Origin of the sequence: Pedobacter sp. UYP1, assembly GCF_040547305.1 — a bacterium.
Classification (GTDB): domain Bacteria; phylum Bacteroidota; class Bacteroidia; order Sphingobacteriales; family Sphingobacteriaceae; genus Pedobacter.
Map to the genome: position 1 here is coordinate 1 of NZ_JBEPPL010000010.1, position 25,172 is coordinate 25,172.

The window sequence follows — 25,172 nt, forward strand, 5'->3', positions numbered from 1 at the left end:
TTTTGGGGGGTGGGGTGGTGGGGGTGGTCCGCCCCCATCACCCCCCCCCCCCCCCCCCTTCTCAACACCGAACACTGATACTTGCTGAATAGTTCATTGTCTTTCGTGAAACGATAATGATTAATTGATCTCTTTTGTTATTTATAACAGTATCATATCAGCTTCTTCTGATACCTGATTTATCTATCATTTGATTAAACGCATCTTTAATAACACGGTTTAATTCCTGCTGTTTATAACCAGCTGTCAATTGATCGAGCTGATGTAAAACAGACAAGCTTAATCTTGTATCCTGCAAATAAGCCTGCTGGAATTCCGGGGCCAGTGTACAGACATAGCTGAACTCCTGAGCAAGGAAACCAGCTGTTTCTTTAGTGAGCTGATTCGCCTCTTTAATCCGGTTCAGCGCATATAAATTCTGAATGGTACTAATCCTGTTTACCGTATCTCTTACCGAATAATTAGTCAGTGGTAAATCTTTCAGACATTTCTGTATCAGATGTGCGGCCTTTGCGGATTTTCCTTCCATAATCAGATTGCCAGCAAGTGTATTGTTAAATCCCCAGGTAGAAAATACAATTCTTTTGGATTCCTGATCCAGATAAGATGCCTTATTGAATCCGGTATAATCCATTTTTTGCATCACATTTGCATACATCACATCCGAATTAGTCTTGTCACTTTTATCTCTGCTATCCTCTGCTGAAGTTTTGAAAGGGAGTAAACGGTATGCATATCCTTCCAGGTAAAGATATTGATCAAGACCTATATAAGTATCTTGTGATACCGAGGTCGCAAAGTATATCGGGCGCTCCCAATTGTTATGAATGAGGATATCAAATAGGGCTAAATCGCCTTTACTGGCATAAGATTTATTAAAGTTCCACTCCATCGTTTTGCTCACCTGCGCTTGCTGAGCAGGAGTGATGGTATGCGTTTTAACGAGTTGTTCGGGATCTATAGTGAGTTTTAGCTTTTTAGTGGGCAGAAAATTCATAAATGTGCCATCGGTCATCTGTACCTGATCTTCTTTGTTTTCAGAAGTCATCACAGAAAACAAATCCTTCAACTCTACACTATCAGTCAATCCATAATCTACGTAAGGCAGATAATCCCTGACACCAGAAACATACTTTTCTTCAGCCATCGTGATAGGTAATGCTGCAGATTTATTCATTTGCTTCTTCAGTTGATTAATAAAAGAGGCATCGGGTAAAAACTGCATACAGATGACACGTACATCAGTTCTGAAACCTTCTACTTCCTGTGCATACCAAAGTGGAAAAGTATCATTATCTGCATTCGTAAAAAGGATCGCATTCGGTGCGCAAGAATTTAAATAATTCTTAGCCCAATCTGTAGCCGTGGTTTTATGGGAGCGATCATGATCATCCCAGCCTTGCACACCCATTAATACGGGTGCCGCCAGTAAACATATTCCTGTAGCGATGACCAGGCTTAACTTCTGCCTGGCTATTTTTGATAAAAGTTCTCTGAGGGCCAGTACACCAAAGCCGATACAAATGGCAAAGGCATAAAATGAACCTGCATAAGCATAATCTCTTTCTCTTGGTTGTAATGGATCTTGATTCAGGTAGAGGATAATTGCTATTCCAGTAAAGAAAAACAAGGTAATTACCACAATTCCGTCTTTTTTGTTTCTGCGGTAAAGCCAGATCAGTCCGGCAATTCCCATTAATAACGGTAATCCATAATACACCTGATGTCCGGCATTGGTGGTGATTGTGGCAGGGAGATCAGTTTGACTACCTAAACGTAAGCTATCCAGCGGTTTAATGCCGGTAATCCAGTTTCCATCTTGTACATTTCCAACACCCTGAACATCATTTTGTCTTCCTGCAAAATTCCATAAGAAATAACGCCAGTACATAAAACCTAACTGCCATGAAGTAAAAAAGCTCAGATTCTGGGTAAACGTTGGCGTTTGCCCTTCGCTCAGACTTAGCCATTGCTGATAATATTTATCATGTCCTGCTTTCTGACTGAAGGTTCTTGGAAAGAGGATGTTTTTGTCGTAAACAGTTTTATAGGTTTTTCCGGATATTTCGTATTTTGAAGCTCCTTTACGGTATGTATTTCCGGTTTCTTTATTCTCTACTACTTTAGCATCAAAAGTATTACCGTAAATTAAAGGTACAGATCCGTAATTTGTACGTCCCAGATAATCGTAGAGAGAAAATGGCTGATCCGGATTGCTTAAATTGATATTGGTTTTTGCATCTGCCCTGATCAAAATCATCAGGTAGGAGCTAAAGCCAAAAAGAACAAATACCAGGCAAAGCAGCCCCATGTTCAGGTTATACTTTTGGTGACGTATGGAGTAATTTATTACGCCATACAAAATTGCAGCAAAGAGTAAAATGAAACATATTGCACCTGAGCCAAAGAAAAGGCCAAAAGTATTGACAAAAAGAAGGTCAGCTTCTGCGGCGAAAAGAACAAAATACTGAATCAGGACAAACTGAACAATTCCGACGATCAAACAGCCAATTAAAAAGGCTTTAATTGTTCCCAGGATTCCAGGTTTATTCACCTTTTTAAAGTAATAAACGAGGGTTACAGCAGGTATGGTCAATAAGCTTAAAAGATGAACACCGATAGAAAGACCGACAATAAAGGAAATGAAAATGAGCCAGCGGTTATTGGTTTCGCTCTCCCATCTCAAAATGGCCCAGAAAGTAACTGCAGTAAATAGTGAGGAAAGCGCATAGACTTCAGATTCTACTGCTGAAAACCAAAAGGTATCCGAGAAGGTGTAAGCGAGCGCACCTATAGCTCCGGCTGCAGTGATACTGAAGGTTTTACTGCCAACTTTTTCTTTGCTATAAACTTTGGAAGCAAGCGCTGTGATGGTCCAGAAAAGGAACATAATCGTAGCTGCACTGGCAAGCACGGCACTGAAATTAATCCAGTAAGCAATTTTTGCCGTGTTACCCATGGCCAGCAGACTGAACATTTTACCGATCATCAGAAAAAGAGGAGCACCTGGCTGGTGTCCGACTTGTAATTTGTTAGCGGTCGCAATAAATTCTCCGCAATCATAGAAACTTGCAGTAGGTTCCATCGTAAGCCAATAAGTTAATAGCGCAATGCTAAAAAGCACAAAGCCAGCAATCGTATTGATCAGGCGATATTTCTTTTTTTCTTCTGGCGTATTGATCAGTTCGCTGAATTCTGCAGCGATCAATTCACGCACTTCAGTCATATTGAATTTAGCAGAAGCCGGTTTTTGTTCCAGAGCAGTAAGGAGATGATCATATAATTCATCGAGCATGTTTTCAGTGAGCGATAAGCTCAGCAGATGCTGCCGTATTTCTAAATGTTGCTGCGTAGTTAATTTCATGAGAGCTTAGATTTGAGGTTAAGCAGCAATTGCAGATTCCCAATAAAACTCTCGGCTTCCTGAAGTTTGTTTTCTACTTCTTTTTTGCCCGCAGTGGTCAGTGCATAATATTTGCGGACTCTGTTGTCCACTAATTCTGTACTGGTGCTTAACATACCATCAGCCTCCAGTTTATGCAGACTGGGATACATGGCTCCTTCTGTTAGTTTAATTTCTCCATTGGTGATTTCCTTCACCTTCTGGGTGATCTCATAACCATACATCTTCTCATTTTCCTGAAGAAGTTTCAAAATGATAGTTTGCAGGCTGCCCTTTAACATTCCGTTTGCTGTACTCATAACACAAATATATAACTTTCTTATATACATAAGAAAATTATGTATACTGATTTTTAGTTATTTAATGTGTTTTATTGAAGGGAATTGTAAAGAAACAGCCTTTTTAAAGCGAAAACCATGCTTACACTTACTGTATCTTGGTATAAATTTCCACGATTTCCTGATTGATATTTAAGCTGTCAATTTTCTCAATACCTTTCTGTGTGATCGTATCATTCTTTAAAGTCAGTGTGAATTTAAAATCTCTGTTTTCCCAGTCACGGTAATTACAATATTCTAAATGTTCCTGATATTGATCACCTTTAAGTGAAAAGGTCCCGGCGCCAGTATCGTAAACTGGAACTGGTAAAGCCCCTTTTGCTAAATCATGTTTAAAAAAGGCAAAATGTGTCCCATTAAATAATTTAATCATTTCCTGTCCCTTTACAGGGTAAGTAACCTCTGTTTTAGCACCTGTAGTGACCTTACTGGATACCAGTTTCCAGGTACCCGCAATAGATTGATTTGTTAATGTAGTAGAAGACGGAGCTTTGTCTGTGCAGGCAGCCAGGCTGGTAAGTCCGGCGAGCAGTAAGAATTGAAATTTCATTTAACTTGGTTAAGGGGTTAATTTAGGTTAAAGCGGCATTTAATTAAAAAATTAAAACAGATACAATCTAGTAAAATAATTGTATAACGGGGAATTTAAATTAAATAAACAGTTATCTATAGTGTTTTTAATTAGTTAGTTAGCTAAATTATTGCGTGTTAATACGCTTGGTAATCTGAAGGCATATCTGGTATTTTTATAAGACCCGTTATTCGCTTTCCCTGCGATGATTGAATCAGAGCTTAAAGGAGATTGCAACATCGGTTTCTGGGATCAGGCACCCTTGTTTAAAGAAGAGCTGCTGCTGAAAATAAAAAAACTAATGTCTATCGGATCTTCCTGCTTGATGAAGGACTTTCAGCTTTCTACCTCAGCTGGCTAAATATGCAAAAGTGGATGCAGGTGCACATGACTTCACTTTTTCAAATATGGGTTACGCTACTATTCAGGAAAACTACGGCCCGGTTGAAGTTGAGGTCATATATTCGCCGGTCACAATATTTCCTTTTGGAAACCCATCCACTTTATTTGCATCTGCTTTTAGGGGACAGCTTGATTTTATGATGACCTCAGATGAACATTTTCTTAAATATGAGGAAGCTGTAATGCTCAAAGATAAAGCTATGGAGTTGCTAAAAGTGCAGCTGGATTAATGATAGATTCCGATTTTATGTGTTCTTAATTGATAAGCTGAGATATCCGTTTTTCCAGCCTGCTGAAAAGTGATAACTCCGGAAACCTGTTTGGGCATGTGGCAGTCTATACAATTTGTTTTGACTATTGCATTTTTTAAAGTCAGCGCACTATGTTTAATTGTTGCATGGCAACTGATACAACGTTGAGAATAACTTGTCAAATTCCCTTTCAGGTTTTCATGTGTACGGTGACAGGAAGAACAATCCATCGTTTTGCTCTGAATAAAACATTTGCTTTCAGCTAACATTTCGCTTTGATTGCCATGTACATCCGGTGTTTTTTTTGCATTATTTCCGGCTGCATTGCTATAATAATCACGCAGATCATCACCAGGTTTAAAGGCGAATATGGATTTCAGTATTTCCATATCATTTCCTCCATGACAAGTTGCACAAGCATCTGTTTTTTGCTTCCTGGTCAGTGTTTGATATAGTGCAATATATTTAGCCGCTTTTTCCTGAGGATGTTCTAAATGGAATTCTACATGTTTTCCTGCCGGGCCATGACAACGTTCACAATCAATCCCATAAATCACAGCACTTTTAACTAATTCTTCTTTTACTTTTAAAGGCCCATCCTGCACTAATTTGCGCGCTGCAAAAGAGCTGTGGCATTCCAGGCAGTGCAGGTCAATTGTCCTGCCAAAATGTGCTGTGTTTTGCGGAAATCCAGGGCTGTTCACCCAGCTTTTTACCTTTCTGAAATAGGAGAGGGGGAGTTGTTTAAGCTGATTTCCTTCCCAGGTTCCATAAGTAACCGCTTTTTCTCCAGAACCAAAAGAAATATCAAAGCGACGGGCGATGGTTTCTACACCATCATGATAAGCAACTTGATAGGCGAAACCGTTCCGCTGCTCCACTTTCACTTTTAAGTGAGCATTAAAAGCATAAACTGATGAAGGTAGTGGAGAGTTATTTATAAGTTTAGTACCCGTAACTGCATGAGAGGTTTGCTGATGAGGGTTTTGAAGATAGGCATCCGAAATCTGTGCATGGCATTGCCTGCAAGTAGCAGCCCCGGCAATAGTTTTTTCAGTTGCTGGGGTTGCTTTTTTAAAATCGATACATTGAATGAGCAGTGCGACCAGCAAAGCCATCAGACTTAAAATATAGAATAACCGTCTTTTCAATTTTTAATAATTTAAAGATATCTTCCTGATCAGGTTTGCTAGAGGGGGTAAATAAGGAAGGTGAATGTAAAACATTCACCTTGCACTCAAAATAACTATTAATACTATTATTTAGTACCGCCCCATTCTTTACTTTGAACGAGTTTAGTATTCTCCAATTCTTTCAATGGAATAGGTAAAATTTCATGTTTCCCGGCAATAAAGCCTTTGGATGCTAAAACGGTAGCCGCTTTGCCCCATCTGATCAGATCGAACCATCTCTGACCTTCAAAAGCAAGCTCCGCACGTCTTTCTGTAATGATATTATCTAACGTCGCATCTACAGCATGATCTTTTCCGTCTTTAAAAGCACGGTTTCTTACTGCTGCAATTAAAGCTCTTGCTCTGGAAAGATCGCCGCCACCGCGTACTATGGCTTCGGCTTCCATCAGGTAAGTATCAGCTAATCTGATTTCGTATGTGTTTTGCGGATAGTTTAATTCTGAAGGCCCTCCTCCGGTAGATTTGTCTGATGCCCTGCCTGCAAATTTCTCCACAAAGAATCCTGTGTTTTCATAACTATTGTCATATTTAGCAACCCCTGCTTTTTTCAAGCTGTCCAGGTTGGCAACAGAAGTTTTATTACGGGGGTCAAAATGGATAAAGTCAAAGAAGTTTTTAGTGACTATCAGTGCGCCATATCCAGATACATAATCCGGTGCTCCAGGTAATAAAGCCGTATAAGCTCTTGGTGCAAGCATAATACTCAATAAGTTTCCTTCTGTACATTCTATACAAGACCAGGCTCCGTTTCCCTTAGAAGTATGGGAGATTTCTAATATCGACTCTGTATTAAATTTGTTCACAGTTTTCCAAAGCGCAGCAAAATCATCCAGCAATTTATAACCATAAACTGAATTCAGTTGACCAGGCACTCCATTTACCAATGCAAATTCAGCAGCAGATTCTGTGAACTTTTTCTCATAAAGATAGACTTTGCCTAAAAGCGCATGTGCAGTACCTTTAGTCATTCTTCCTGCCTCAGTTGCTTTAGGGACAGTATTTGGTAATTTGTCTTCTGCTATAGCTTCTTTCAGGTCTTTTTCAATCTGTGTATAAACCTCTTCCGGCGTAACTTGCAATACGCTATAAGCTTGTTCTGGTGCAACCGGTGTAAGCATTAATGGAATGTTCTTAAACAAGCGTACCAGATCAAAGTAGTAATAAGCTCTTAAAGCTTTAAGTTCTGCTTTATATCTCGACCTGATATCTTCGGGCATAGTTGCTCCATCTATTTTAGAAAGTAAGATGTTTACTCTGTATACGCCTAAAAATCCACCTTTCCATAGTGCATCTTGCGGCCCATTAGCTGGTATTAACGTATAATTGGAAATGGCCTGCAGCGGTGTAAAATCACTCGAACCTCCACCACCGGCAAGGTTATCATCTGAACCTGCGTTCATCGCCGTAATTTTACTCACATAATCACCACCTTGAAAGCCCAGCGGGTCATAAGCAGCAACCAAACCATTGAACACCTCTGCCTGATTTCTGTAATAACCTTCCTGAGTAAATTGACCTCTCGGATCAGTTTCTACGAATTTTTTGCAAGAACTGAATAATGAAAGTACAATTGAAAGTCCTGCTGTATATGTTATATATCTTTTCATTCTGTTTTATTATTAAAATCCAATATTTAAACCAAGCATAAATGATCTTGCCTGAGGATAGATACCTCTGTCAATACTTAATACGCCACCACCAATTTCCGGGTCATAGCCAGTGTAACCGGTAAAGGTGACCAGGTTTTCGCTCATCACATAAACACGGGCTTTTTGTAGTCCCAGTTTGCTGATTTTAGCTTTTGGCAGGTTATAGCCAATCTGAAGAACTTTTATTCTGAAATAGTCACCCTTCTCCAGGTAGAAATCAGAAGGGTTAGTGAAGTTCTTATTAGGATCTCCATCTACAACTCTTGGGTAAGTATTGCTTGTTCCTGCACCAGTCCAGCGATTTAATACACTCGTTTGATAATTGGCATTGTTGATATCCAGACGACGTAAACCCTGGAAAATTTTATTACCTGCAACACCTTGTCCGAATACGCTGATGTCAAATCCTTTATAGGCAGCATTTAAGGTAATACCAAATGAATATTTTGGAGTAGGGTTACCAATAAACTGACGGTCATTTTCACCAATCACGCCATCCCCATCTGTATCCACCCAACGGAAATCTCCAGGTTTAGCATTAGGTTGTATTTTTCCTTTTGGACCGATATAGTTATCTACCTCAGCCTGTGTCTGGAAAATACCTGCAGTCTTAAATCCATAGAATGAATTATAAGCCTGACCTACAGCTGTACGGGTAATAGGATAGGTGGTCGCTTTGAAACTCTGGCCACCTGACAGAAAATCAATACCATCACCCAGATTAGTCACTACGTTTTTCAGGTAAGAAAAATTACCATTTACACTAAAGTTAACTTCTCCGATTTGTTTACGGTAACCTAATTCAATCTCAATCCCGCTGTTTTTCATGTCTGCAATGTTCTCAGCTGGATTACTTGCTGATCCCAGGTAAGATGGAATACGAGGTTTCTGAAGAATATCTTTGGTTAGTTTATTATACCATTCTACGGTTAAAGTGAAATTTTTGAAAAACGTTAAGTCCATACCAATATTGGTCGCTCTTGTTTCTTCCCATTTCAAATTAGGGCTCGCATATGCAGCCTGAGGGCTATAACCAATGTTATAAACCTGATCGGTACCAAAAGTATAATCACGGCCATCACCAATCAGCGCAACATATTGGAAGTCATCAATGTTGTCATTACCTACCACTCCATATCCACCTCTGAATTTCAGACTGTTAATGACATCGTTTTTAGGAAAGAAGTCTTCTTTTGAAACCACCCATCCAGCAGAAACTGATGGGAAGACACCAAACTTATAGTTGGAACCAAAACGGGAAGAACCATCTCTGCGGACTACACCTTCAATAATATACTTCTCATCGTAATTGTAATTTAAACGGGCAAATACGGAAGCTACTTTATGTATATTTCCTTCAGAACCTAAGGCTACTTTTTTGTCATTAGGAACTTTGAAATTCAGGGATGCTTCTTTGAATGTAGTTACTGGGATTCCAAAATAGGTAATATCAGTACCGATGCTGTTATTGTCTGAGTATAAACCTTGTCCTATTAAAACACTGAAATTATGTTTGTCAAAGGCTCTGGTATAAGAAGCCGTATTTTCTAAATTCCAGCTGATCGTGCGGTTTAATTTACGGTTAAAGGAGGTTTGAGTCGTAATTGAAGACGAGTTCAAATAAGACATTGGCGAGAAGTTCTCATTGCCATAATAGGCCAACTTAGTACCCAATGTAGATCTCAGTGTTAATCCTGCAATTGGTTTTAATTCAGCATAAACGTTTCCAACAATATTGTCGGCCCAGCTATTATTTCCCTGTCTTACTTGCATGTAAGCAAGTGGGTTAGTCATCTCCTGTACTACAGACTGAGAGATCCCATAAGGACGGCCCAGTGCATCTCTTACAATATCAGGTCTATTGTATGGCGATAAAGCTGCTACTGCAGGATCTGTAATTACAGCCTGTGTAATAGGATCCAGGTTAATTGCCGAACTTAATGGGCCCCCAAATTCAGAATTGGTATTCCCAAGTCCGAGTGATTTGTCGTGCGAATAGCCCAGGTTCTGTCCAAGAGTTAACCATTTAGCTAATTTATGTGTTGAGTTCAAACGGATATTTGTTCTTTTATATTTAGAAATATCCGTTGCTACAATCCCATCTTGCTGTAAATAACCAACAGATGAATAGAAGGTAGATACATCATTACCTCCGCTTAAGCTGAATTCCTGAGATTGTCTTTTTGCACTACTGTTGAAGATAATATCCTGCCAGTCTGTTCCTTTGCCTAAAGATTGTGGATCTGCAAAAATAGCAGGCTTACCAGCATTTGTTTTGGTCTCATTCTGAATAATGGCATATTGAGTAGCATCCAGTAACTTTAGTTTTTTAGATGGCCCTGACACACCATAATATCCATTGTAATTTACGCGGATACCACCTGCTTTACCTTTTTTAGTGGTTACCAAAATTACACCTGCTGCTGCTCTTGCGCCATAAATTGCTTGTGAAGCCGCATCTTTTAAAACTTCAATAGATTCAATATCCGATTGATTGATAAAACCGATTCCTCCGTTATCTATAACCACACCGTCAACGACCCATAATGGCTGGTTATTGTCACCATTTCCATCTCTGTTAAAAGAGCTGATCCCTCTTACTCTTACTGTTGCTGCAGCGCCCGGCTGACCAGAACTGCTGGCAATAGTTATTCCTGAGGTTCTTCCTTGTAAGGATTGTTCAATACGTGTAACAGGCTGATTTTCCAGATCTGAAGCTTTTAAGCCAGATATCGCACCAGTGACTACGCTTTTCTTCTGTACGCCGTAACCTACGACAACAACTTCTGATAATGCTTTTGTATCTTCTGTTAAGGATATATTCAAAAGTGCATTGTCTACTACCGTAACTGTTTTATTAGACATTCCGACCAGTCTGATCAACAATTTTGCACCGATAGGGGCCGATATAGTAAACTTACCATTGGGATCTGTCGAGGTAGCCCTGGTAGTACCTTCTATGGTAATTGAAACACCAGGAAGCGGCAATCCGTCTACCTGGTCTGTTACTTTACCTAATACTTTGATATCCTGCGCAACTAATGTTGCGGGGAAAAAGAGTACACAGGTAAGCAAGAAAATAAGAGTAAATCTTCCTTTCATACATTGGGAATTTAAAAAGTAAATATTTGATTAGTTAATAGTTGCACGTTTGGGTAAACCGAGTTGTTTTTTTGAGATGGTGATTATCATTATCTGGTTAATTGGTTTCAAAAATGTTAATCATTTAATTTAATAAATAAGAACAATTCGTTAACGCCGGCGCAATTTAGAAAAGGCAATAAGTAACTCCTTACAGAAATGTGTTATATCAGCTCATTATACGTTTGTTTCTTGATTTCAAACGTTTGAAATAAATCGGGGTTTGTGTGCTTCTAAAGGAAGCTTATCGGGGAATTCATGATGGTGTAAATTATACGTTTAGTCCCGTAGTTTCCGGAGACTGCCAACGTTAAAAAACTGAACCTGACAGAGCCGGATTTCGGGTCATAGTAAATCCTGATTTATTTTCTCTATTAGAAAATAAACCGGAAATTATCCGGGAAAAATGTTTGAATTTTATGAATGCAGAACCAGCTCACAGTCTACCATAACTTCTTGGTATTCCGTTGCGTCTGTTTTCTGGTCAATTAACTTTAAAAGTAGTTTAATCGCATTTTCACCCATAGACTCGGGATTCTCTTCAATAGAGGCCAGAGGAGGGTTGTCCAGGTAACGGATAAATGGCATATTTCCGAAACCAATGAATTCTGTTTGTTCCATTTTTTCATATTTGTTGGCACGAAGGTATTTCATGGCATCAAACAGAATCTGCTCTTTAAAAGCTACTAATGCGGTAGGCGGGTTTTCACTATTGTAAAATAGCTCTTTAATTGCACTATTGGTATTCTCCTTGTCAAAGTCTGTATAAGCGACCAGGCTGGCATCAAAAGGGATATGGTTATCATTCAATGCGTTGATATAACCTTTAAACCTGTCATGCGTAAAACTGATCATTTTCGGGCCGCCCAGGTAGGCAACTCTTTGATGTCCGCGCTTAATCAGGAAATCTGTTGCTTTATAACATCCCTGATAAGTATTACTTAATACTTTATGACAACTTAAATTAAAGCTTGGGTTTCTGCCATAATAAATGATTGGCAGGCCAAGGTTTTCAAACATATCTAAATGGTCAAAGTTCTGTGTGTTTTTAGAAATGGCAATAATTAAACCGTCAATACGACTTTTCAGCAACATATTGGCGAGATCAACTTCCTTTTTCAAGTCATCGTAAGATTGACCGATAATTACATTATAGCCATATTGCCGGGCATGTTGTTCAATTCCGAAAATGCTTCTGGTAAAGTAATGATCCATCAGGTCTGGCAAAATGATACCAATGGTATAAGATTTCTGAATCTGTAAATTAAGCGCAGATTTGTTCGGCGTAAAATGCAGCTCAGCGGCCATTTGCTTTACCCTTTCTTTGGTATAGGCGTTTATGGTAGGGTAGTCGTTAAGAGCTTTGGATACTGTAGATATAGATATTTTTAGCTTTTGAGCTAAAAGTTTCAGGGTTACGGGCGTTTTTGTACTCATTAGGTTAGTTAACGATCGCCTAAATATAAAGATAATAAACTATATCAAACGTTTGATAAGCAGGGTCAGCATGTTTATCGCCTGAGAACTAAGAATTAAAATGTTCCTCAGCTATTTTAATTATTAAATAAATCTGATATTGAGTAACCATAGCAAAGGCTGTTAACAGGCTGTAAAACCTGATTTATTTCAAACGTTTGAAACGGAGAATCAAACGTTTGACGGCTAATTGTAACAGATTATATGAATGATATGCCTTTGGCCTTTTATAAATTGCGTCCACATAACGATGGTTTTTTAGAATAGTTTTATTGAAAAGATTTGAATAATGAGTGTAACAGAAAAATCAGTTATTTATAAAATGATACAGACCATGCGCTGGTTTGGCCCAAACGATCCTGTGATCCTGAGCGATATTCTGCAGGCAGGCTGCAGCGGTATTGTCAGTGCTTTACACCATATCCCGAATGGGGTAGTCTGGGAGACCAGGGAGATCGAAAAGCATAAACAGCTGATCGAAAATGCAGGTTTAACCTGGGATGTAGTGGAAAGTTTACCCGTACATGAAGCGATTAAAACACAGGCTGAAAACTTTGAATACTATATTAATAATTACAAGCAATCTTTAAAGAATCTTGCGGCTTGCGGCATCAATACTGTTACTTATAACTTTATGCCTGTGCTGGACTGGACGCGTACCAATCTGGCTTTTGAATTGCCAAACGGAGCCAGGGCTTTGAAATTTGAAAAAGCAGCAGTATGTGCATTTGATGTTTTTATGCTAAAAAGACCAGCTGCTTCAAAGGCTTATACCAAAGAAGAGCTCATCAAAGGAGAATCCTGGTTTAATCAGGCCGATGAAGCACAAAAAAACCTGTTACAGCGTAATATCATAGCAGGCTTACCTGGAAGTGAAGAAAGCTTTACCCTGGAACAATTTCAAGCTGCTTTAGACCAATATCATGGAATAGATGAAGAAAAACTGACCAGTCACCTGGTACATTTTCTTTCGGAAATTATGCCTGTGGCCGATGAGTTTGGAATTAAAATGGTCGTGCATCCGGATGATCCGCCTTATGCGATTTTTGGATTACCACGTGTAGTGAGTACTGCAGTACACCTGCGTAAAATATTTTCGGCCGTGCCATCTTTAAATAATGGCCTGTGTTTCTGTACAGGTTCTTTCGGTGTTCGTGAAGATAATGACCTGCCTGAAATGATCAGAGAATTTGCTGCAAGGATCAATTTTATACATTTAAGGAGTACTAAAAGAAATGCTGAGGGTGATTTCTTTGAAGATAATCATTTAGAAGGTGATGTAGATATGTATCAGGTGGTTAAAGAATTGTTTAATCAGCAGCAATTGCGAAAGCTCAGTATACCTGTGCGTCCTGACCATGGTCATCAGATGCTGGATGATTTACGTAAAAAAACTAATCCAGGATATTCAGCAATTGGCCGTTTAAAAGGGCTGGCAGAATTAAGAGGACTTGAATTTGGAATCTTAAATGAATATCTGCTGAAGAATAAATCGTAAGAGTTTGTATTAACCAGGAAGAATCTGCAAGACCAATGTTATAACCAAATATTAAACCGAAAATTAGCTGATATGACGGAAAGTACGATCATTACTGATAACTTTTTATTAAGTAATAAAAAGGCAGTTTTGCTTTATCATGAATATGCAAAGCATTTGCCTGTAATTGATTTTCATAACCATTTGTCTCCGCTGCAAATTGCAGAAGATAAAAAATTTGATAACCTGACCGATATCTGGCTAAAGGGCGACCATTACAAATGGAGAGCAATGCGGGCGTTGGGGGTCGATGAAAAGTTCATTACCGGGGAGGCCAGTGATGAAGAAAAATTTAAAGCCTGGGCAGAGGTCGTACCTGCAACCTTAAGAAATCCCTTGTTTCACTGGACACATATGGAGCTTAAGAATCCATTCGGGATCAATAGCTATTTAAATAAAGATTCCGCAGACAGGATTTACCTGCAGGCCAATGAGCGCTTAGCTCAGGATGAATTCTCAGCCCGGAGTTTATTGAAAAATTTCAAGGTAGATATGTTGAGTACCACAGATGATCCTTGTGATGATTTAACCCATCATCAGCAATTAATCAAAGAAGGATATGAAATTAAAGTCAAACCATCTTTCCGGCCAGATAAGGTTTTTATGATTGGCGAGCCTGCTGCATTCAAAGCCTATCTTAAAGTATTGGGCCAAAAAGCAGGAGTTGAAATTACTACTATAGATTCCCTGCTGGAAGCCTTAAAAAATAGAGTTGACTTTTTTAATTTACAACAGTGTTCTATATCAGATCATGGTTTAAGTACTTTACCAACCCGTTTTATATTAACCCTTGAGCAAGAACAAGAGTTCAAAACCTTCCTTAAATCCGAGCAGGCCGTATTCTCTGATCCTGATGCCTTTGCAGGTTTTATTTTAACTGAGCTTTGTAAAATGTATCATGAAAGGGATTGGGTACAACAATTTCATGTGGGGGCTATCCGGAATAACAATAAAGGAATGCTGCACAAACTGGGGCCTGATACTGGTTTTGATTCTATCGGGGACTATAAGCATGCAGAGAATCTGACGGCTTTTTTAAGTCACCTGACTTTAACAGATCAGTTGGCACAAACCGTTGTTTACAATCTTAATCCTGCAGACAATGAGGTTATTGCAACTATGCTTGGCAATTTTGCTGACGGCAGGATTAAGGGAAAGATGCAGTTTGGATCAGGCTGGTGGTTTTTAGATCAGAAAGACGGGATAGAAAAACAGCTCAATACTTTATCAAATATGGGAGTGGTCAGTACATTTATTGGGATGCTGACAGATTCGCGCAGTTTCCTGTCTTATTCCCGTCATGAATATTTCAGAAGAATAATGTGCAATCTTTTCGGCTCAGAAATGGAAGCAGGATTATTGCCTGATGATGAAAAATGGGTAGGGGAGATGATTCAGAATATCTGCTATTACAATGCTAAAAACTATTTCGGATTAAACCGGGGCTAATCAATAATATATTAATGGAAAATCTATTCTCTTTAAAAGGTAAGGTCATTGTGGTGACCGGAGGAACCGGAATATTAGGCGGTGCATTTGTAGATGCAGTAGCTGAAGCAGGTGCTTCGGTAGGTATTTTAGGTAGAAATGCCAAGATAGCTCAGGAGCGCGCTGAGGCGATTAATAAAGCAGGCGGAAAGGCTTTGGCGCTGGTCGCTGATGTGATGGACGAAAGTCAGCTAATTCAGTGCAGAACACAGATACTGGATCATTTTGGTAAAATTGATGGTCTGGTTAATGCAGCTGGAGGAAATCAGCCAGAGGGTGTTTTAAAGCCTGAAGAGGATATTTTTAAGATGAATCTGGAAGGGATGAAAAAAGTAATGGACCTGAATTTATGGGGAACAATTATCCCTTCGCAGGTATTTGGTACTGCTATTGCCGAAACAGGTAAAGGTAGTATTGTGAATATTTCATCCATGAACTCCAAAAGAGCAATTACAAAAGTGCTGGGCTATAATATGGGCAAAGCAGCAGTAGATTATTATAACCAGTGGTTTGCAGTAGAGATGGCCAACCGCTATGGTGACCGGATCAGAATGAATGCAATTGCACCAGGATTTTTCCTGACTGAGCAAAACCGTGAGTTATTGACCAAACCGGATGGTGGTTATACAGATAGAGGAAGTTTAGTGATTACACAAACTCCTTTTAAAAGATTTGGACATCCTGATGAGCTGAAAGGCGCTCTTTTATGGTTGCTCAGTGATGCTTCTCAATTTGTTACCGGTGCTATGATCTGTGTAGACGGAGGATTCTCGGTCTTCGGAGGTGTCTGATCCTTATTAATCAACCTGAACCAAAAACAAACCAAATATAATGAACGAACAAAAAGTGGGTAACTACCGCTGGACAATCTGTGCCCTATTATTTTTTGCGACTACAGTAAATTACCTGGACAGACAGGTTTTAAGTCTTTTACACACCAGACTTGAGGCAGAGTTCAACTGGACAAACAGTGACTATGCAAATATTACCTCTGCTTTTCAATTGGTCTATGCTATTTCCATGCTATTTGCAGGCCGGATAGTTGACCGTTTGGGAACAAAATGGGGATATGCCGCCGCCTTGATCATTTGGTGCTTAGGTGCAATTCTGCATGCTAAAGCTATTTTTTTAGGCGAAGGACTTTCTTCTCTATTAGCTGTTTTAGGAATCACCGGAATTTCTGTTTCTGTGCTCGGATTTATTTGTGCAAGAGCAGTACTGGGTTTCGGAGAATCGGGTAATTTTCCCGCTGCTATTAAAGCCACGGCAGAATATTTCCCTAAAAAAGAGCGCTCACTTGCTACTGGTATTTTCAATTCCGGGGCGAATGTAGGCGCTATTCTGGCTCCATTAACTGTGCCCTGGATTGCTGAGAAATGGGGATGGGAATCTGCGTTTATGATCATTGGGGCTATTGGTTTCCTATGGTTGTTTTTCTGGTTTATCTTTTATGAAAAGCCGGAATCCCAAAAGCGTTTATCCAAAGCCGAACTGGAATATATCCAGTACGATCCTGATGAGCAAGTGGTGAGCATAACTGAAACTGAAAAAGTTTCCTGGTTTAAATTATTGGGTTATAAGCAAACCTGGGCATTTACTTTTGGTAAGTTTATGACAGACGGGGTGTGGTGGTTTTTCCTGTTCTGGTTACCTTCTTATCTCAAGGTTCAGTACGGAATGGACAATACAGACATCATGGTTCCATTAGCTGTTTTATATAGCATGACGATGATTGGAAGTATTGGAGGAGGATGGTTTCCTATGTATTTTATGAAAAAAGGATATACGCCATATGATGGTAGAATGAAAGCCATGTTTATCATTGCGCTGTTTCCTTTGGTCGTGTTATTGGCACAACCTCTGGGACATATTAGTGTCTGGATTCCTGTTATTTTAATTGGTATTGGTGCTTCTGCGCATCAGGCCTGGTCGGCTAATATCTTTACAACAGTTTCTGATATGTTTCCCAAAAAATGTATTGGTTCTGTAATCGGTATTGGCAGTATGGCTGGTGGTTTAGGCGGGGTGTTTATGTCAAAATTGGGCGGAGGGCTTTTTGATTATTATAAATCTTTAGGCCATATACAAACAGGCTATACGATCATGTTTACGATTTGTGCTTTAACTTATGTAGTTGCATGGACAGTGATGAAATTCCTGGTCCCAAAATATAAAGTGATTACTGATTTATAGTTTTTTAGCAGCAGTAGAATTTCTAATGATAAGTTCAGAGGGTATGATTGTGATATCCTGCTGAACTTTATTGTTTTTTGGATCAAGTGAATTGAGAAGCAGTGTTGCCGCAGTTTGTCCAATCAGAAATGCGGGCTGGGAAACAGTCGTTAAAGATGGATTTAAAATTCCGGCTGTTGGATTATTAGAAAAACTGATCACTTGCAGGTCTTGAGGGATTTTTAAGTTTAATTTTTCACAGGCCTGATAGATCGGTAAGGTTAGTTTATCGACGATTGCAATGAGACCATCCGGTCTGTCTTTAGCCTTTAAAGTGCGGTATAGCTGGTGATAACATTGCGTGTCGTCATCGCAAAACAAGAGTTGGGTTTCTTCCAGCGGAATATTATTTTCGGTCATCGCCTTTTGATAACCCAGGATTCTCTGCTTGCTGATCTCCAGATTTGCAGAAATCGTACAGACGCTTATCTTTTTGCAGCCGCAACTCAAAAGATGCTGAGTAGCCTGATAACAACTTTCAAAATCATTCGTTACTACCTTTGGAAGCTGCATTTGCTCCATGACCCTGTCGAAAAATATAACAGGTATATTCTCCTGTTCCATAACTGCAATGTGTTCCGTAGCGGTTGTATTTTTAGTTACGGATATCAATAACCCATCTATTCTTCCTTTTTTGATATATTCCAGTATTTCTTTTTCCCGGTTATAATCTTCGTGCGTTAAATAGATAAGTACGTGGTAACCTTTTTCCCTGGCTACGGCTTCTATACCGTTGATCACCAACGCAAAAAAGTGATCTGCAATTTCAGGTAATACAACTGCTATGGTTTCACTTTTCCGGGTTCTTAAACTCCTGGCATAGGTATTTGGCGTGTAATTAAGTTCTGCTGCTAATGCTCTTACTCTGTTTTTAGTAGGCTCACTGATCTCATAGCTATCTTGTAGGGCTTTAGAAATAGTGGTAGCAGATAAATTCAGTTTGCTGGCCAGTACTTTGATGGTTATGTTTTCCATAAGGAGCTCAAGTTTACCCAAAAAATACACAAAAATAATTGATTATTTACTTTATCGTTAACGTAAATAATTAACAGGATATCAATCAGTTTAAGGAAACAAATCGTGATATTTAAATAAGGTAATTGTTTAATAAACAGATCAGTTGATGATCAGAATCTTAAAACTTGTAAAATGAAAGAAGCCATCAAATCAACCCAGGAAAATCCATTGAATTCACTCGACCAATGGGAAGACGATCTGTTAGCACGTTACCCTGATCCTAAAGTAATTTCTCAGGAAAAGGATACTGCTGCATTCAGGAATTATGAGACACCTGAAAAAGCATCTGTAAAAGAATTTTACAGGTTGCAGCATCTTAACCAGACTTATGATTTTGTACAGCAGAAAAGAGCAAAATACCTGAAGTTTGATCAAATGGAAATGTCGGTTTGGGAAGCTTTTGATTTTTTAAATCAACTGGTAGATGACTCAGATCCGGATACTGATCTGGATCAGTTGCAACATTTATTACAAACCAGTGAGGCGATCCGCGCACAGGGGCATCCCGATTGGATGGTATTGACAGGGCTTTTTCATGATATGGGAAAAGTACTTTGCTTATTCGGTGAGCCACAATGGGCAGTAGTAGGGGACAGTTATCCTGTAGGCTGCGCTTATTCTGATAAAATAGTTTTTTCTGAATTTTTTGCAGATAATCCTGATTTTAAGAACCCATTATACAATACAAAGTATGGTATCTATGAACCCGGCTGCGGATTGGATAACGTAACCATGACCTGGGGACATGATGAATACGTCTATCATTTATTAAAAGATTATCTGCCGGAACAAGCTTTGTATATGCTTCGTTATCATTCATTTTATCCTCAGCACCGCGAAAATGCCTATGCACACCTGATGACCAGCCATGATAAAGAAATGTTTAAATGGGTAGATCTGTTTAATCCTTTTGATCTCTACTCTAAAAGTGCGGTTCCGCCAGACTGGAAAGCACTAAAACCTTATTATGAAGATCTGGTTGCTAAATATCTGCCCGCTAAATTAAAATTTTAAGCGTGGCTATGCCCACCATTTCTTTTAGATTCATTACATTTACCTAACACGGTTAGCTGTTAATGTAATGAATCTAATCCCCTCAATTCTACAACCAAATATCAAACTATGAACTCGACACTCTCAATGGGGGGTATTGGCGTCTTTGTAATTTATTTTATCATCGTCGCTTTATATGGATACTACGTTTACAAAAAGAAAAGTAAGGTTAATGACTCTAAGAATTTCTTTTTAGCCGAAGGGTCACTGACCTGGTGGGCAATAGGGGCTTCAATTATTGCCTCTAATATATCAGCGGAACAATTTATCGGAATGAGCGGAGAGGGGTTTTTCGCAGGTATAGCAGTTGCTGTCTACGAATGGCTTGGAGCTGCGGTACTGATCCTTGTTGCGGTATTTTTTATGCCGGTATATATCAAGAATAAGATCTATACGATGCCGCAATTCCTTAAAAACCGTTACAATGGCAGTGTAGCATTGATCATGAGTGTATTTTGGATTTTCCTGTACGTTTTTATCAATTTAACGTCTATCTTATATTTAGGAGCCTTAGCTATCAATGGATTAATAGGTGGCGACTATTTTCATATCGTCATGATCTGTCTGGCTGTATTTGCGATAATAATTACTTTAGGTGGTATGCGGGTAATTGGCTATACTGATGTGATCCAGGTAGGCGTCCTGATTATCGGTGGTCTGGCTACAACGTATATGACCTTAACTATTGTTGGCGAGAAGTTTGGCGTTGGCAGTGAAGCTATTGCTGGTTTTAAAGTGTTACTGAGAGAAGCACCGGAACATTTTCACCTGATGCTGGCCAAACCTAAACCGGGTGCTTCGCAGGTGGATATTAATAAATATCTGATTCTTCCCGCTGTAGGAATGTATGCAGCAGGTCAATGGATCAGCAATCTGAATTATTGGGGTTGTAATCAATATATCACACAACGTGCACTGGGTGCTGATTTACAGACTGCCCGTACAGGTATTCTTTTTGCGAGCCTGCTTAAAATATTAATGCCAGTCATTGTCATGTTGCCGGGAATTATAGCTTATGTATTGTATAAAGGAGGTCATTTACAGTTGACAGGAGGCAAAGACAGTGCATATTCTGCTATTCTTAGTCTTTTGCCCCCCGAATTAAAAGGTTTGGCTGCTGCTGCTTTAACTGCTGCTATTGTAGCTTCACTAGCTGGAAAATGCAATAGTATATCGACTATTTTTACGCTTGATATCTATAAAAAACATATCAATATACAATCAAGTGAACAGCGCATGGTATGGACAGGACGTATTGCTATCGTTATTTCTATGGTAGTCGCTGTACTGTTTACCTGGAATGATTTACTGGGGATCGGAAGGGCAGGTGGTTATACCTTTGTTCAAAAATACACCAGCTATATCAGTCCAGGAGTTTTTGCGACTTTCATTTTAGGTATGTTCTGGAAACGTACCAATAGTTTAGCCGCTTTTACAGGTATTATCTTTGGCTTTGTGATCTCTGTTTTCTTTAATGAATTTGCAGTAAAAGTATTTGGCCCGGAAACAATTTTATACACAGCTTTTCGAAATATGGACGGGATATATGAAATTCCATTCTTTATTTGCCTGAGCTGGTCTTTCATCATTACTGTGCTGGTTATGGTTGGTACAAGTATTTTAGGTCCGCGTATCAATCCTAAAGCTTTTGAACTGGATGCACAAATGTTTAAGCTAAAACCATCATCAATTGTGTTAATCGTATCTATACTGTTGCTGTTAATTGCAATTTATGCACGTTTCTGGTAACTAATCGTATTTCATCCCCGGGTGGCCCAATAATCTCCGCCATAAAGCAATCTGGCCGATGCAGCTGGCTTCCCGGTAAGTGGTAAAGGAAATGAGGTCATAAATGCTCATCTTATAACCAGGCATCATTTCAAAAATGCTGTCCAGTTTTTCATCGCTGACTTTCATCAGCAAGTCTTTTAGGATAGGGCTGATTTTATCCCAGTCTTGCTGAAATGTTTCCAGAGACGGGTAGGTAGTTTCATCCTGTATTCCCTGGTGATCTTTGAAAAGCTCATGCGCAGATTGCTGTAGTTTTGTTCCCAGAATTCCTGCCAATGTATATCTTTCCTGTACCAGACTGCCCGTAATCCAGGCAATGTGATTTGCTTTGGTATGGAGCCTGTTTTGTGCATCCTGATCCGAAAGACCATCTAAAGCTTTTGGGAAAAATTTAGTGTACATATCGTATAAAACGAGTAATGAATTCATTCTTTCGCTAGCTGTTTTCATCTTGTTTAGATTTACTAGTGGGTTAGTATTTAATTATTTATATAGTAAATCTAGGCGCTTTTATGTTAGAATATGGGGTGTGAATACGGCAATCTCAGGGGGTAATCAGGCCATTGGCCATTCACTGGTATCCTAAGTTTTCTTTTGGTAGGTGCTGGCACGTATACGCATATCTTCTTCAGCCTGCTTAACCTCATCTTTTTCAGCAAGGGGCTGTTCTGTTTTCAATTTGCCGGGCTTTACCTGGCCTGGTTTTAATCTCCCTGGCTTTGAACTCCCTGCTTTTGTCAGTGCTTTATCAGTATCATTGCCAGCTATCCTTTTTCTTTTTTCCATGATGATTAAAAATTAATATTAACCATTGAGATTAACTGTTCTTATTGCCTGATCAACTTGATAGCAGGTTGATCAGGCAATAAAAATATCTGGTAATCCCTTTTTTGGAAGCTTATGCTCAGATGATTCCTGGAATTTATTTTTGCCCCAGTCCCAATCTTCTCTGAAATCTTCATCTGCGTGAAAATAATATCCGCGTTTACGATAAGAATAACCTCTGACAGGGTCGGACTTTTCTTTTTCTTTGTTTTTCGTTTTCATAATCTGATCGCATTTATTCTGTATTTCCGGCTATAACAAGCTCTTTTATAAATGGTTTGTCATAAAATAAAATTGTGGAATTCTTTACGATGTCACCTTTCTGCTACACAATATTAATCTATACTATCTTTGTAGATTATTTGATATTTTCGTTTATGAAGCCTGAAAAAACAGTCATTAAATATTTTCTTATTTGTCTCTCGCTGATCTTTACCGTGAACCTTTACGCACAACAGCAGCGGCCCAATATCATTTTTGTACTGGCTGATGATATGGGATATTCAGATTTGAGTTGTTACGGAAATCCGGTAATCTTGACTCCTTTTTTGGATAAGATGGCCCAGAAAGGAATCAGAGCAACCAACTATGTCGTCTCAAGCCCTTCCTGTACACCTTCCAGAGCTTCTTTACTTACCGGAAGATATGCCACAAGAATGAATTTGCCTATCGTAATTGGCCCAGGATCAGCTATGGGGCTCCATGATCAGGAAGTTACTATTGCAGAGGTACTGAAAAAAAGAGGATATAATACAGCCATGATTGGTAAATGGCACCTTGGCGATCACGAGATTTATAATCATCCTAATGCCCAGGGCTTTGATTCCTATTACGGCATGTTATACAGCCATGATTACCATGCCCCATATGTGAAGACTGATACTACTTTGAAAATTTTCAGAAATCGCAAAGTGGAAGTAATCAAACCTGCTGATTCTTCTATTACTGAACTTTATAAAAATGAGGCGGTAAGCTATATCAAAAAGCAGAAAAAAGATAAACCATTTTTTCTATACTTAGCGCATAATATGCCGCATTTACCCGTAGCATTTGCTTCTTCTGATCAAAATAAGGGACGTTCTGAAGGTGGCCCATTGGGTGATGTTATTGAACAACTGGATGCAAGTCTGGCTGAAGTCTGGGCAGCCGTAGAAAAACAAGGCTTGGGCGATAATACTATATTTATTTTTTCCAGTGATAACGGGCCCTGGATAGACTTTCCTGACCGGATGTCTGCAGACGGTGCTACTAAACGCTGGCATGCAGGAACGGCAGGTGTTTTTAAAGGGAGTAAGGGACAAAGCTATGAAGGTGGGGTGCGTGAACCTTTTATTGTGTACTGGGAAAATCATACGCCTGTGGGGGCGACAATCACTGATATGATGAGTAACCTTGATGTACTGCCTACATTGGCATATTGGGCTAATGCGCCATTACCAGAAAATCGTACGCTTGATGGGCAGGTTATTGCTAATGTATTACTTCAAAAGGGACCTAAGCATCCTGCGCACAAAGAGATTTATATTGTCAATAGTGGCATTTGTGAGGCTGTCCGAAAGGGTAACTGGAAATATAGAGAGGTTAAAAGTGGGAAATCAGGTAACGGGATTTCAGCAAATGATATTGATGATAAAATTGAGCTTTTCAACCTGGCTTATGATCCCGGAGAACGAAGTAATGTCATCGCAGAAAATCCGGTAATAGCGCGTGAAATGAAAGCTCTTTTTGATCGGTATCCTGGTAAAACAGAGAATTGATTGTTGTGTGCTGCTTAAAATTACATAGAATTATTTAGGAATTAAATATACTGCTCAGGATTCAACGAAGTGGAGTAAAGATAAGTCTACCGTGTCATTGTACGGCAAGGCTACGTTTAGTTGCGGGAAATTTGATCTGAGAGCAAATGAAATAGTTTTCAATAAAAGCAGTCAAAAAGTAAGCGCGAAAGGTTTTAAAATTTATAATAAACAAACTAAGAAAACTACTACCGGAGTAAGCGGGGAATTTGATGTAAAGTGGATCAAGTCATAAACTTGTGGATCAGGGATTAAATTTCAAGTTTTGGGTTTGATATTTTTTGAGTTCAAAGCAGCTGGTTACGATTCTTTAATAAGCTAATTACTTCCTGATTTTATAGTTCAATTTATCCTTATTAAACGCTCCTGATTACTTTGATAAGAGATCGGTCAACGCTTCAACGGAATTCTCAGGGGGAGGAAAGATCCTGATTTTTCCAGGCTTGCTACTTTGACGAAAGTTCTCTGATGCCTTTCGGTTTCCCATTGGTTGTTTCATTGTGCCCCTTACAGAACTTTTGAAACAAGCTGTACTCCAAACTGCTGCTTTAAAAATGAAATCGTCCAGGATTCCCTTTGAAAATTTACCCGTTAAACTTCCCATAATAAATAAATACCTTTCCACCAATGTAGGCTATTCGCGTTAAAGATTATCCTGATGCGTAAAAAATGTCCGTAATTGTCCGCAGCTGTCTGCAATTGTCCGCTTTGTCCGTGGGTTAGTCAAGGGGAAAATTATAATTTCATTAATCTTCATCCGGTTATGATCTAGTTGTGCCTGAATAGAGATCGGGGTGACAGCAGGTTGTAAACAGCCTTTAAGCATAGCAACTCTAAGTCATTTCAACTAGTTGTTTTGACTTAGACTTGCCATGCTCTCGCGTTACTTTAGCACTGCTCTTACCCTAACGAGTACTCAGGCAGTACTCAGGCAGTACCCGGCCGGTATAGATTTATTATTTAGCTATTTTGAATTTATTTACTAACAGCCCGGCCTTGTTTCCCCTGA

Annotated in this window: 21 protein-coding genes; 9 read left to right on the forward strand and 12 right to left on the reverse strand. The window is 39.2% G+C overall.

Features of this window, described 5'->3' with window-relative positions; translation table 11 throughout:
- Nucleotides 1-157: 157 nt before the first annotated feature.
- From ABIB30_RS18135 to ABIB30_RS18145, 3 genes are all read right to left on the reverse strand, one after another.
- Nucleotides 158-3,364, reverse strand: coding sequence for a glycosyltransferase family 117 protein (locus ABIB30_RS18135; RefSeq protein ID WP_354304431.1), 3,207 nt, complete (start codon nt 3,362-3,364; stop codon nt 158-160).
- Nucleotides 3,361-3,702, reverse strand: a complete 342-nt coding sequence (locus ABIB30_RS18140) for a PadR family transcriptional regulator (protein ID WP_354304433.1) — start codon at nt 3,700-3,702, stop codon at nt 3,361-3,363. Before ABIB30_RS18140 ends, ABIB30_RS18135 begins: the two co-directional genes overlap by 4 nt.
- 127 nt (nt 3,703-3,829) lie before the next feature.
- Nucleotides 3,830-4,291, reverse strand: coding sequence for a hypothetical protein (locus ABIB30_RS18145; protein WP_354304435.1), 462 nt, complete (start codon nt 4,289-4,291; stop codon nt 3,830-3,832).
- Nucleotides 4,292-4,517: 226 nt separating this feature from the next.
- Here ABIB30_RS18145 and ABIB30_RS18150 point away from each other — a divergent pair, with 226 nt between their 5' ends.
- The gene (locus ABIB30_RS18150) at nt 4,518-4,673 is read left to right on the forward strand and encodes a hypothetical protein (protein WP_354304437.1); all 156 of its coding nucleotides are present in this window, start codon (nt 4,518-4,520) and stop codon (nt 4,671-4,673) included.
- 10 nt (nt 4,674-4,683) lie between these two features.
- Nucleotides 4,684-4,944, forward strand: coding sequence for a hypothetical protein (locus tag ABIB30_RS18155; RefSeq protein WP_354304439.1), 261 nt, complete (start codon nt 4,684-4,686; stop codon nt 4,942-4,944).
- On the opposite strand, the gene ABIB30_RS18160 is transcribed toward ABIB30_RS18155, so the two are convergent.
- From ABIB30_RS18160 to ABIB30_RS18175, 4 genes are all read right to left on the reverse strand, one after another.
- Complete coding sequence (locus tag ABIB30_RS18160) at nt 4,941-6,116, reverse strand: multiheme c-type cytochrome (protein WP_354304441.1); 1,176 nt, start codon at nt 6,114-6,116, stop codon at nt 4,941-4,943. The two genes, ABIB30_RS18155 and ABIB30_RS18160, sit on opposite strands and share 4 nt — an antisense overlap.
- Before the next feature lie 107 nt (nt 6,117-6,223).
- The gene (locus ABIB30_RS18165) at nt 6,224-7,765 is read right to left on the reverse strand and encodes a RagB/SusD family nutrient uptake outer membrane protein (protein WP_354304445.1); all 1,542 of its coding nucleotides are present in this window, start codon (nt 7,763-7,765) and stop codon (nt 6,224-6,226) included.
- Between the two features lie 12 nt (nt 7,766-7,777).
- On the reverse strand, nt 7,778-10,909 hold the full coding sequence (locus tag ABIB30_RS18170) for a SusC/RagA family TonB-linked outer membrane protein (RefSeq protein WP_354304448.1): 3,132 nt from the start codon (nt 10,907-10,909) through the stop codon (nt 7,778-7,780).
- 456 nt (nt 10,910-11,365) lie between these two features.
- Nucleotides 11,366-12,385 (reverse strand): LacI family DNA-binding transcriptional regulator, encoded by a 1,020-nt coding sequence (locus tag ABIB30_RS18175; RefSeq protein ID WP_354304450.1) that lies wholly within the window; start codon nt 12,383-12,385, stop codon nt 11,366-11,368.
- Between the two features lie 328 nt (nt 12,386-12,713).
- Here ABIB30_RS18175 and uxuA point away from each other — a divergent pair, with 328 nt between their 5' ends.
- The 4 genes from uxuA to ABIB30_RS18195 all read left to right on the forward strand — a co-directional run bounded on the left by uxuA (nt 12,714) and on the right by ABIB30_RS18195 (nt 17,642).
- Entirely contained in the window at nt 12,714-13,922 is a 1,209-nt protein-coding gene (uxuA, locus tag ABIB30_RS18180) for a mannonate dehydratase (protein WP_354304452.1), read from the forward strand.
- A gap of 72 nt (nt 13,923-13,994) precedes the next feature.
- Nucleotides 13,995-15,410, forward strand: coding sequence for a glucuronate isomerase (gene uxaC / locus ABIB30_RS18185; RefSeq protein WP_354304454.1), 1,416 nt, complete (start codon nt 13,995-13,997; stop codon nt 15,408-15,410).
- Nucleotides 15,411-15,424: 14 nt separating this feature from the next.
- Nucleotides 15,425-16,240, forward strand: coding sequence for an SDR family oxidoreductase (locus ABIB30_RS18190; protein WP_354304456.1), 816 nt, complete (start codon nt 15,425-15,427; stop codon nt 16,238-16,240).
- Nucleotides 16,241-16,280: 40 nt separating this feature from the next.
- Nucleotides 16,281-17,642: an MFS transporter gene (locus tag ABIB30_RS18195; RefSeq protein ID WP_354304458.1), complete on the forward strand. Its 1,362-nt coding sequence runs from the start codon at nt 16,281-16,283 to the stop codon at nt 17,640-17,642.
- Here the strand turns inward: ABIB30_RS18195 and ABIB30_RS18200 are convergent.
- Nucleotides 17,637-18,656 carry a LacI family DNA-binding transcriptional regulator gene (locus tag ABIB30_RS18200; protein WP_354304460.1) on the reverse strand — a complete coding sequence of 340 codons (1,020 nt, stop codon included), beginning with the start codon at nt 18,654-18,656 and terminating at the stop codon, nt 17,637-17,639. The two genes, ABIB30_RS18195 and ABIB30_RS18200, sit on opposite strands and share 6 nt — an antisense overlap.
- A 174-nt stretch (nt 18,657-18,830) precedes the next feature.
- Here ABIB30_RS18200 and ABIB30_RS18205 point away from each other — a divergent pair, with 174 nt between their 5' ends.
- Entirely contained in the window at nt 18,831-19,712 is an 882-nt protein-coding gene (locus tag ABIB30_RS18205) for an inositol oxygenase family protein (RefSeq protein ID WP_354304462.1), read from the forward strand.
- Nucleotides 19,713-19,820: 108 nt separating this feature from the next.
- Nucleotides 19,821-21,500, forward strand: coding sequence for a sodium:solute symporter family transporter (locus ABIB30_RS18210; protein ID WP_354304464.1), 1,680 nt, complete (start codon nt 19,821-19,823; stop codon nt 21,498-21,500).
- Here the strand turns inward: ABIB30_RS18210 and ABIB30_RS18215 are convergent, their stop codons facing one another.
- From ABIB30_RS18215 to ABIB30_RS18225, 3 genes are all read right to left on the reverse strand, one after another.
- Nucleotides 21,501-21,992, reverse strand: coding sequence for a DinB family protein (locus tag ABIB30_RS18215; protein WP_354304466.1), 492 nt, complete (start codon nt 21,990-21,992; stop codon nt 21,501-21,503).
- Nucleotides 21,993-22,124: 132 nt separating this feature from the next.
- Complete coding sequence (locus ABIB30_RS18220) at nt 22,125-22,328, reverse strand: hypothetical protein (RefSeq protein WP_354304468.1); 204 nt, start codon at nt 22,326-22,328, stop codon at nt 22,125-22,127.
- A 72-nt stretch (nt 22,329-22,400) separates the two neighbouring features.
- Nucleotides 22,401-22,589 carry a hypothetical protein gene (locus ABIB30_RS18225; protein WP_354304470.1) on the reverse strand — a complete coding sequence of 63 codons (189 nt, stop codon included), beginning with the start codon at nt 22,587-22,589 and terminating at the stop codon, nt 22,401-22,403.
- Between the two features lie 155 nt (nt 22,590-22,744).
- Between ABIB30_RS18225 and ABIB30_RS18230 the strand changes: the two genes are divergently transcribed.
- Nucleotides 22,745-24,124: a sulfatase family protein gene (locus tag ABIB30_RS18230; protein ID WP_354304471.1), complete on the forward strand. Its 1,380-nt coding sequence runs from the start codon at nt 22,745-22,747 to the stop codon at nt 24,122-24,124.
- Between the two features lie 409 nt (nt 24,125-24,533).
- Here the strand turns inward: ABIB30_RS18230 and ABIB30_RS18235 are convergent, their stop codons facing one another.
- A complete protein-coding gene (locus ABIB30_RS18235; RefSeq protein WP_354304473.1) occupies nt 24,534-24,788 on the reverse strand; it encodes a hypothetical protein in 255 nt (84 codons plus the stop codon).
- Between the last annotated feature and the right edge of the window lie 384 nt (nt 24,789-25,172).

Coding starts and splice junctions, on each gene's coding strand:
- ABIB30_RS18205 (WP_354304462.1), top strand. CDS start 18,831: ATGAAAGAAGCCATCAAATCAACCCAGGAAAATCCATTGAATTCACTC.
- ABIB30_RS18220 (WP_354304468.1), bottom strand. CDS start 22,328: ATGGAAAAAAGAAAAAGGATAGCTGGCAATGATACTGATAAAGCACTG.
- ABIB30_RS18150 (WP_354304437.1), top strand. CDS start 4,518: ATGATTGAATCAGAGCTTAAAGGAGATTGCAACATCGGTTTCTGGGAT.
- ABIB30_RS18200 (WP_354304460.1), bottom strand. CDS start 18,656: ATGGAAAACATAACCATCAAAGTACTGGCCAGCAAACTGAATTTATCT.
- ABIB30_RS18145 (WP_354304435.1), bottom strand. CDS start 4,291: ATGAAATTTCAATTCTTACTGCTCGCCGGACTTACCAGCCTGGCTGCC.
- ABIB30_RS18175 (WP_354304450.1), bottom strand. CDS start 12,385: ATGAGTACAAAAACGCCCGTAACCCTGAAACTTTTAGCTCAAAAGCTA.
- ABIB30_RS18210 (WP_354304464.1), top strand. CDS start 19,821: ATGAACTCGACACTCTCAATGGGGGGTATTGGCGTCTTTGTAATTTAT.
- ABIB30_RS18140 (WP_354304433.1), bottom strand. CDS start 3,702: ATGAGTACAGCAAACGGAATGTTAAAGGGCAGCCTGCAAACTATCATT.
- ABIB30_RS18225 (WP_354304470.1), bottom strand. CDS start 22,589: ATGAAAACGAAAAACAAAGAAAAAGAAAAGTCCGACCCTGTCAGAGGT.
- ABIB30_RS18190 (WP_354304456.1), top strand. CDS start 15,425: ATGGAAAATCTATTCTCTTTAAAAGGTAAGGTCATTGTGGTGACCGGA.
- ABIB30_RS18195 (WP_354304458.1), top strand. CDS start 16,281: ATGAACGAACAAAAAGTGGGTAACTACCGCTGGACAATCTGTGCCCTA.
- ABIB30_RS18230 (WP_354304471.1), top strand. CDS start 22,745: ATGAAGCCTGAAAAAACAGTCATTAAATATTTTCTTATTTGTCTCTCG.
- ABIB30_RS18215 (WP_354304466.1), bottom strand. CDS start 21,992: ATGAAAACAGCTAGCGAAAGAATGAATTCATTACTCGTTTTATACGAT.
- ABIB30_RS18135 (WP_354304431.1), bottom strand. CDS start 3,364: ATGAAATTAACTACGCAGCAACATTTAGAAATACGGCAGCATCTGCTG.
- ABIB30_RS18170 (WP_354304448.1), bottom strand. CDS start 10,909: ATGAAAGGAAGATTTACTCTTATTTTCTTGCTTACCTGTGTACTCTTT.
- ABIB30_RS18165 (WP_354304445.1), bottom strand. CDS start 7,765: ATGAAAAGATATATAACATATACAGCAGGACTTTCAATTGTACTTTCA.
- uxuA (WP_354304452.1), top strand. CDS start 12,714: ATGAGTGTAACAGAAAAATCAGTTATTTATAAAATGATACAGACCATG.
- uxaC (WP_354304454.1), top strand. CDS start 13,995: ATGACGGAAAGTACGATCATTACTGATAACTTTTTATTAAGTAATAAA.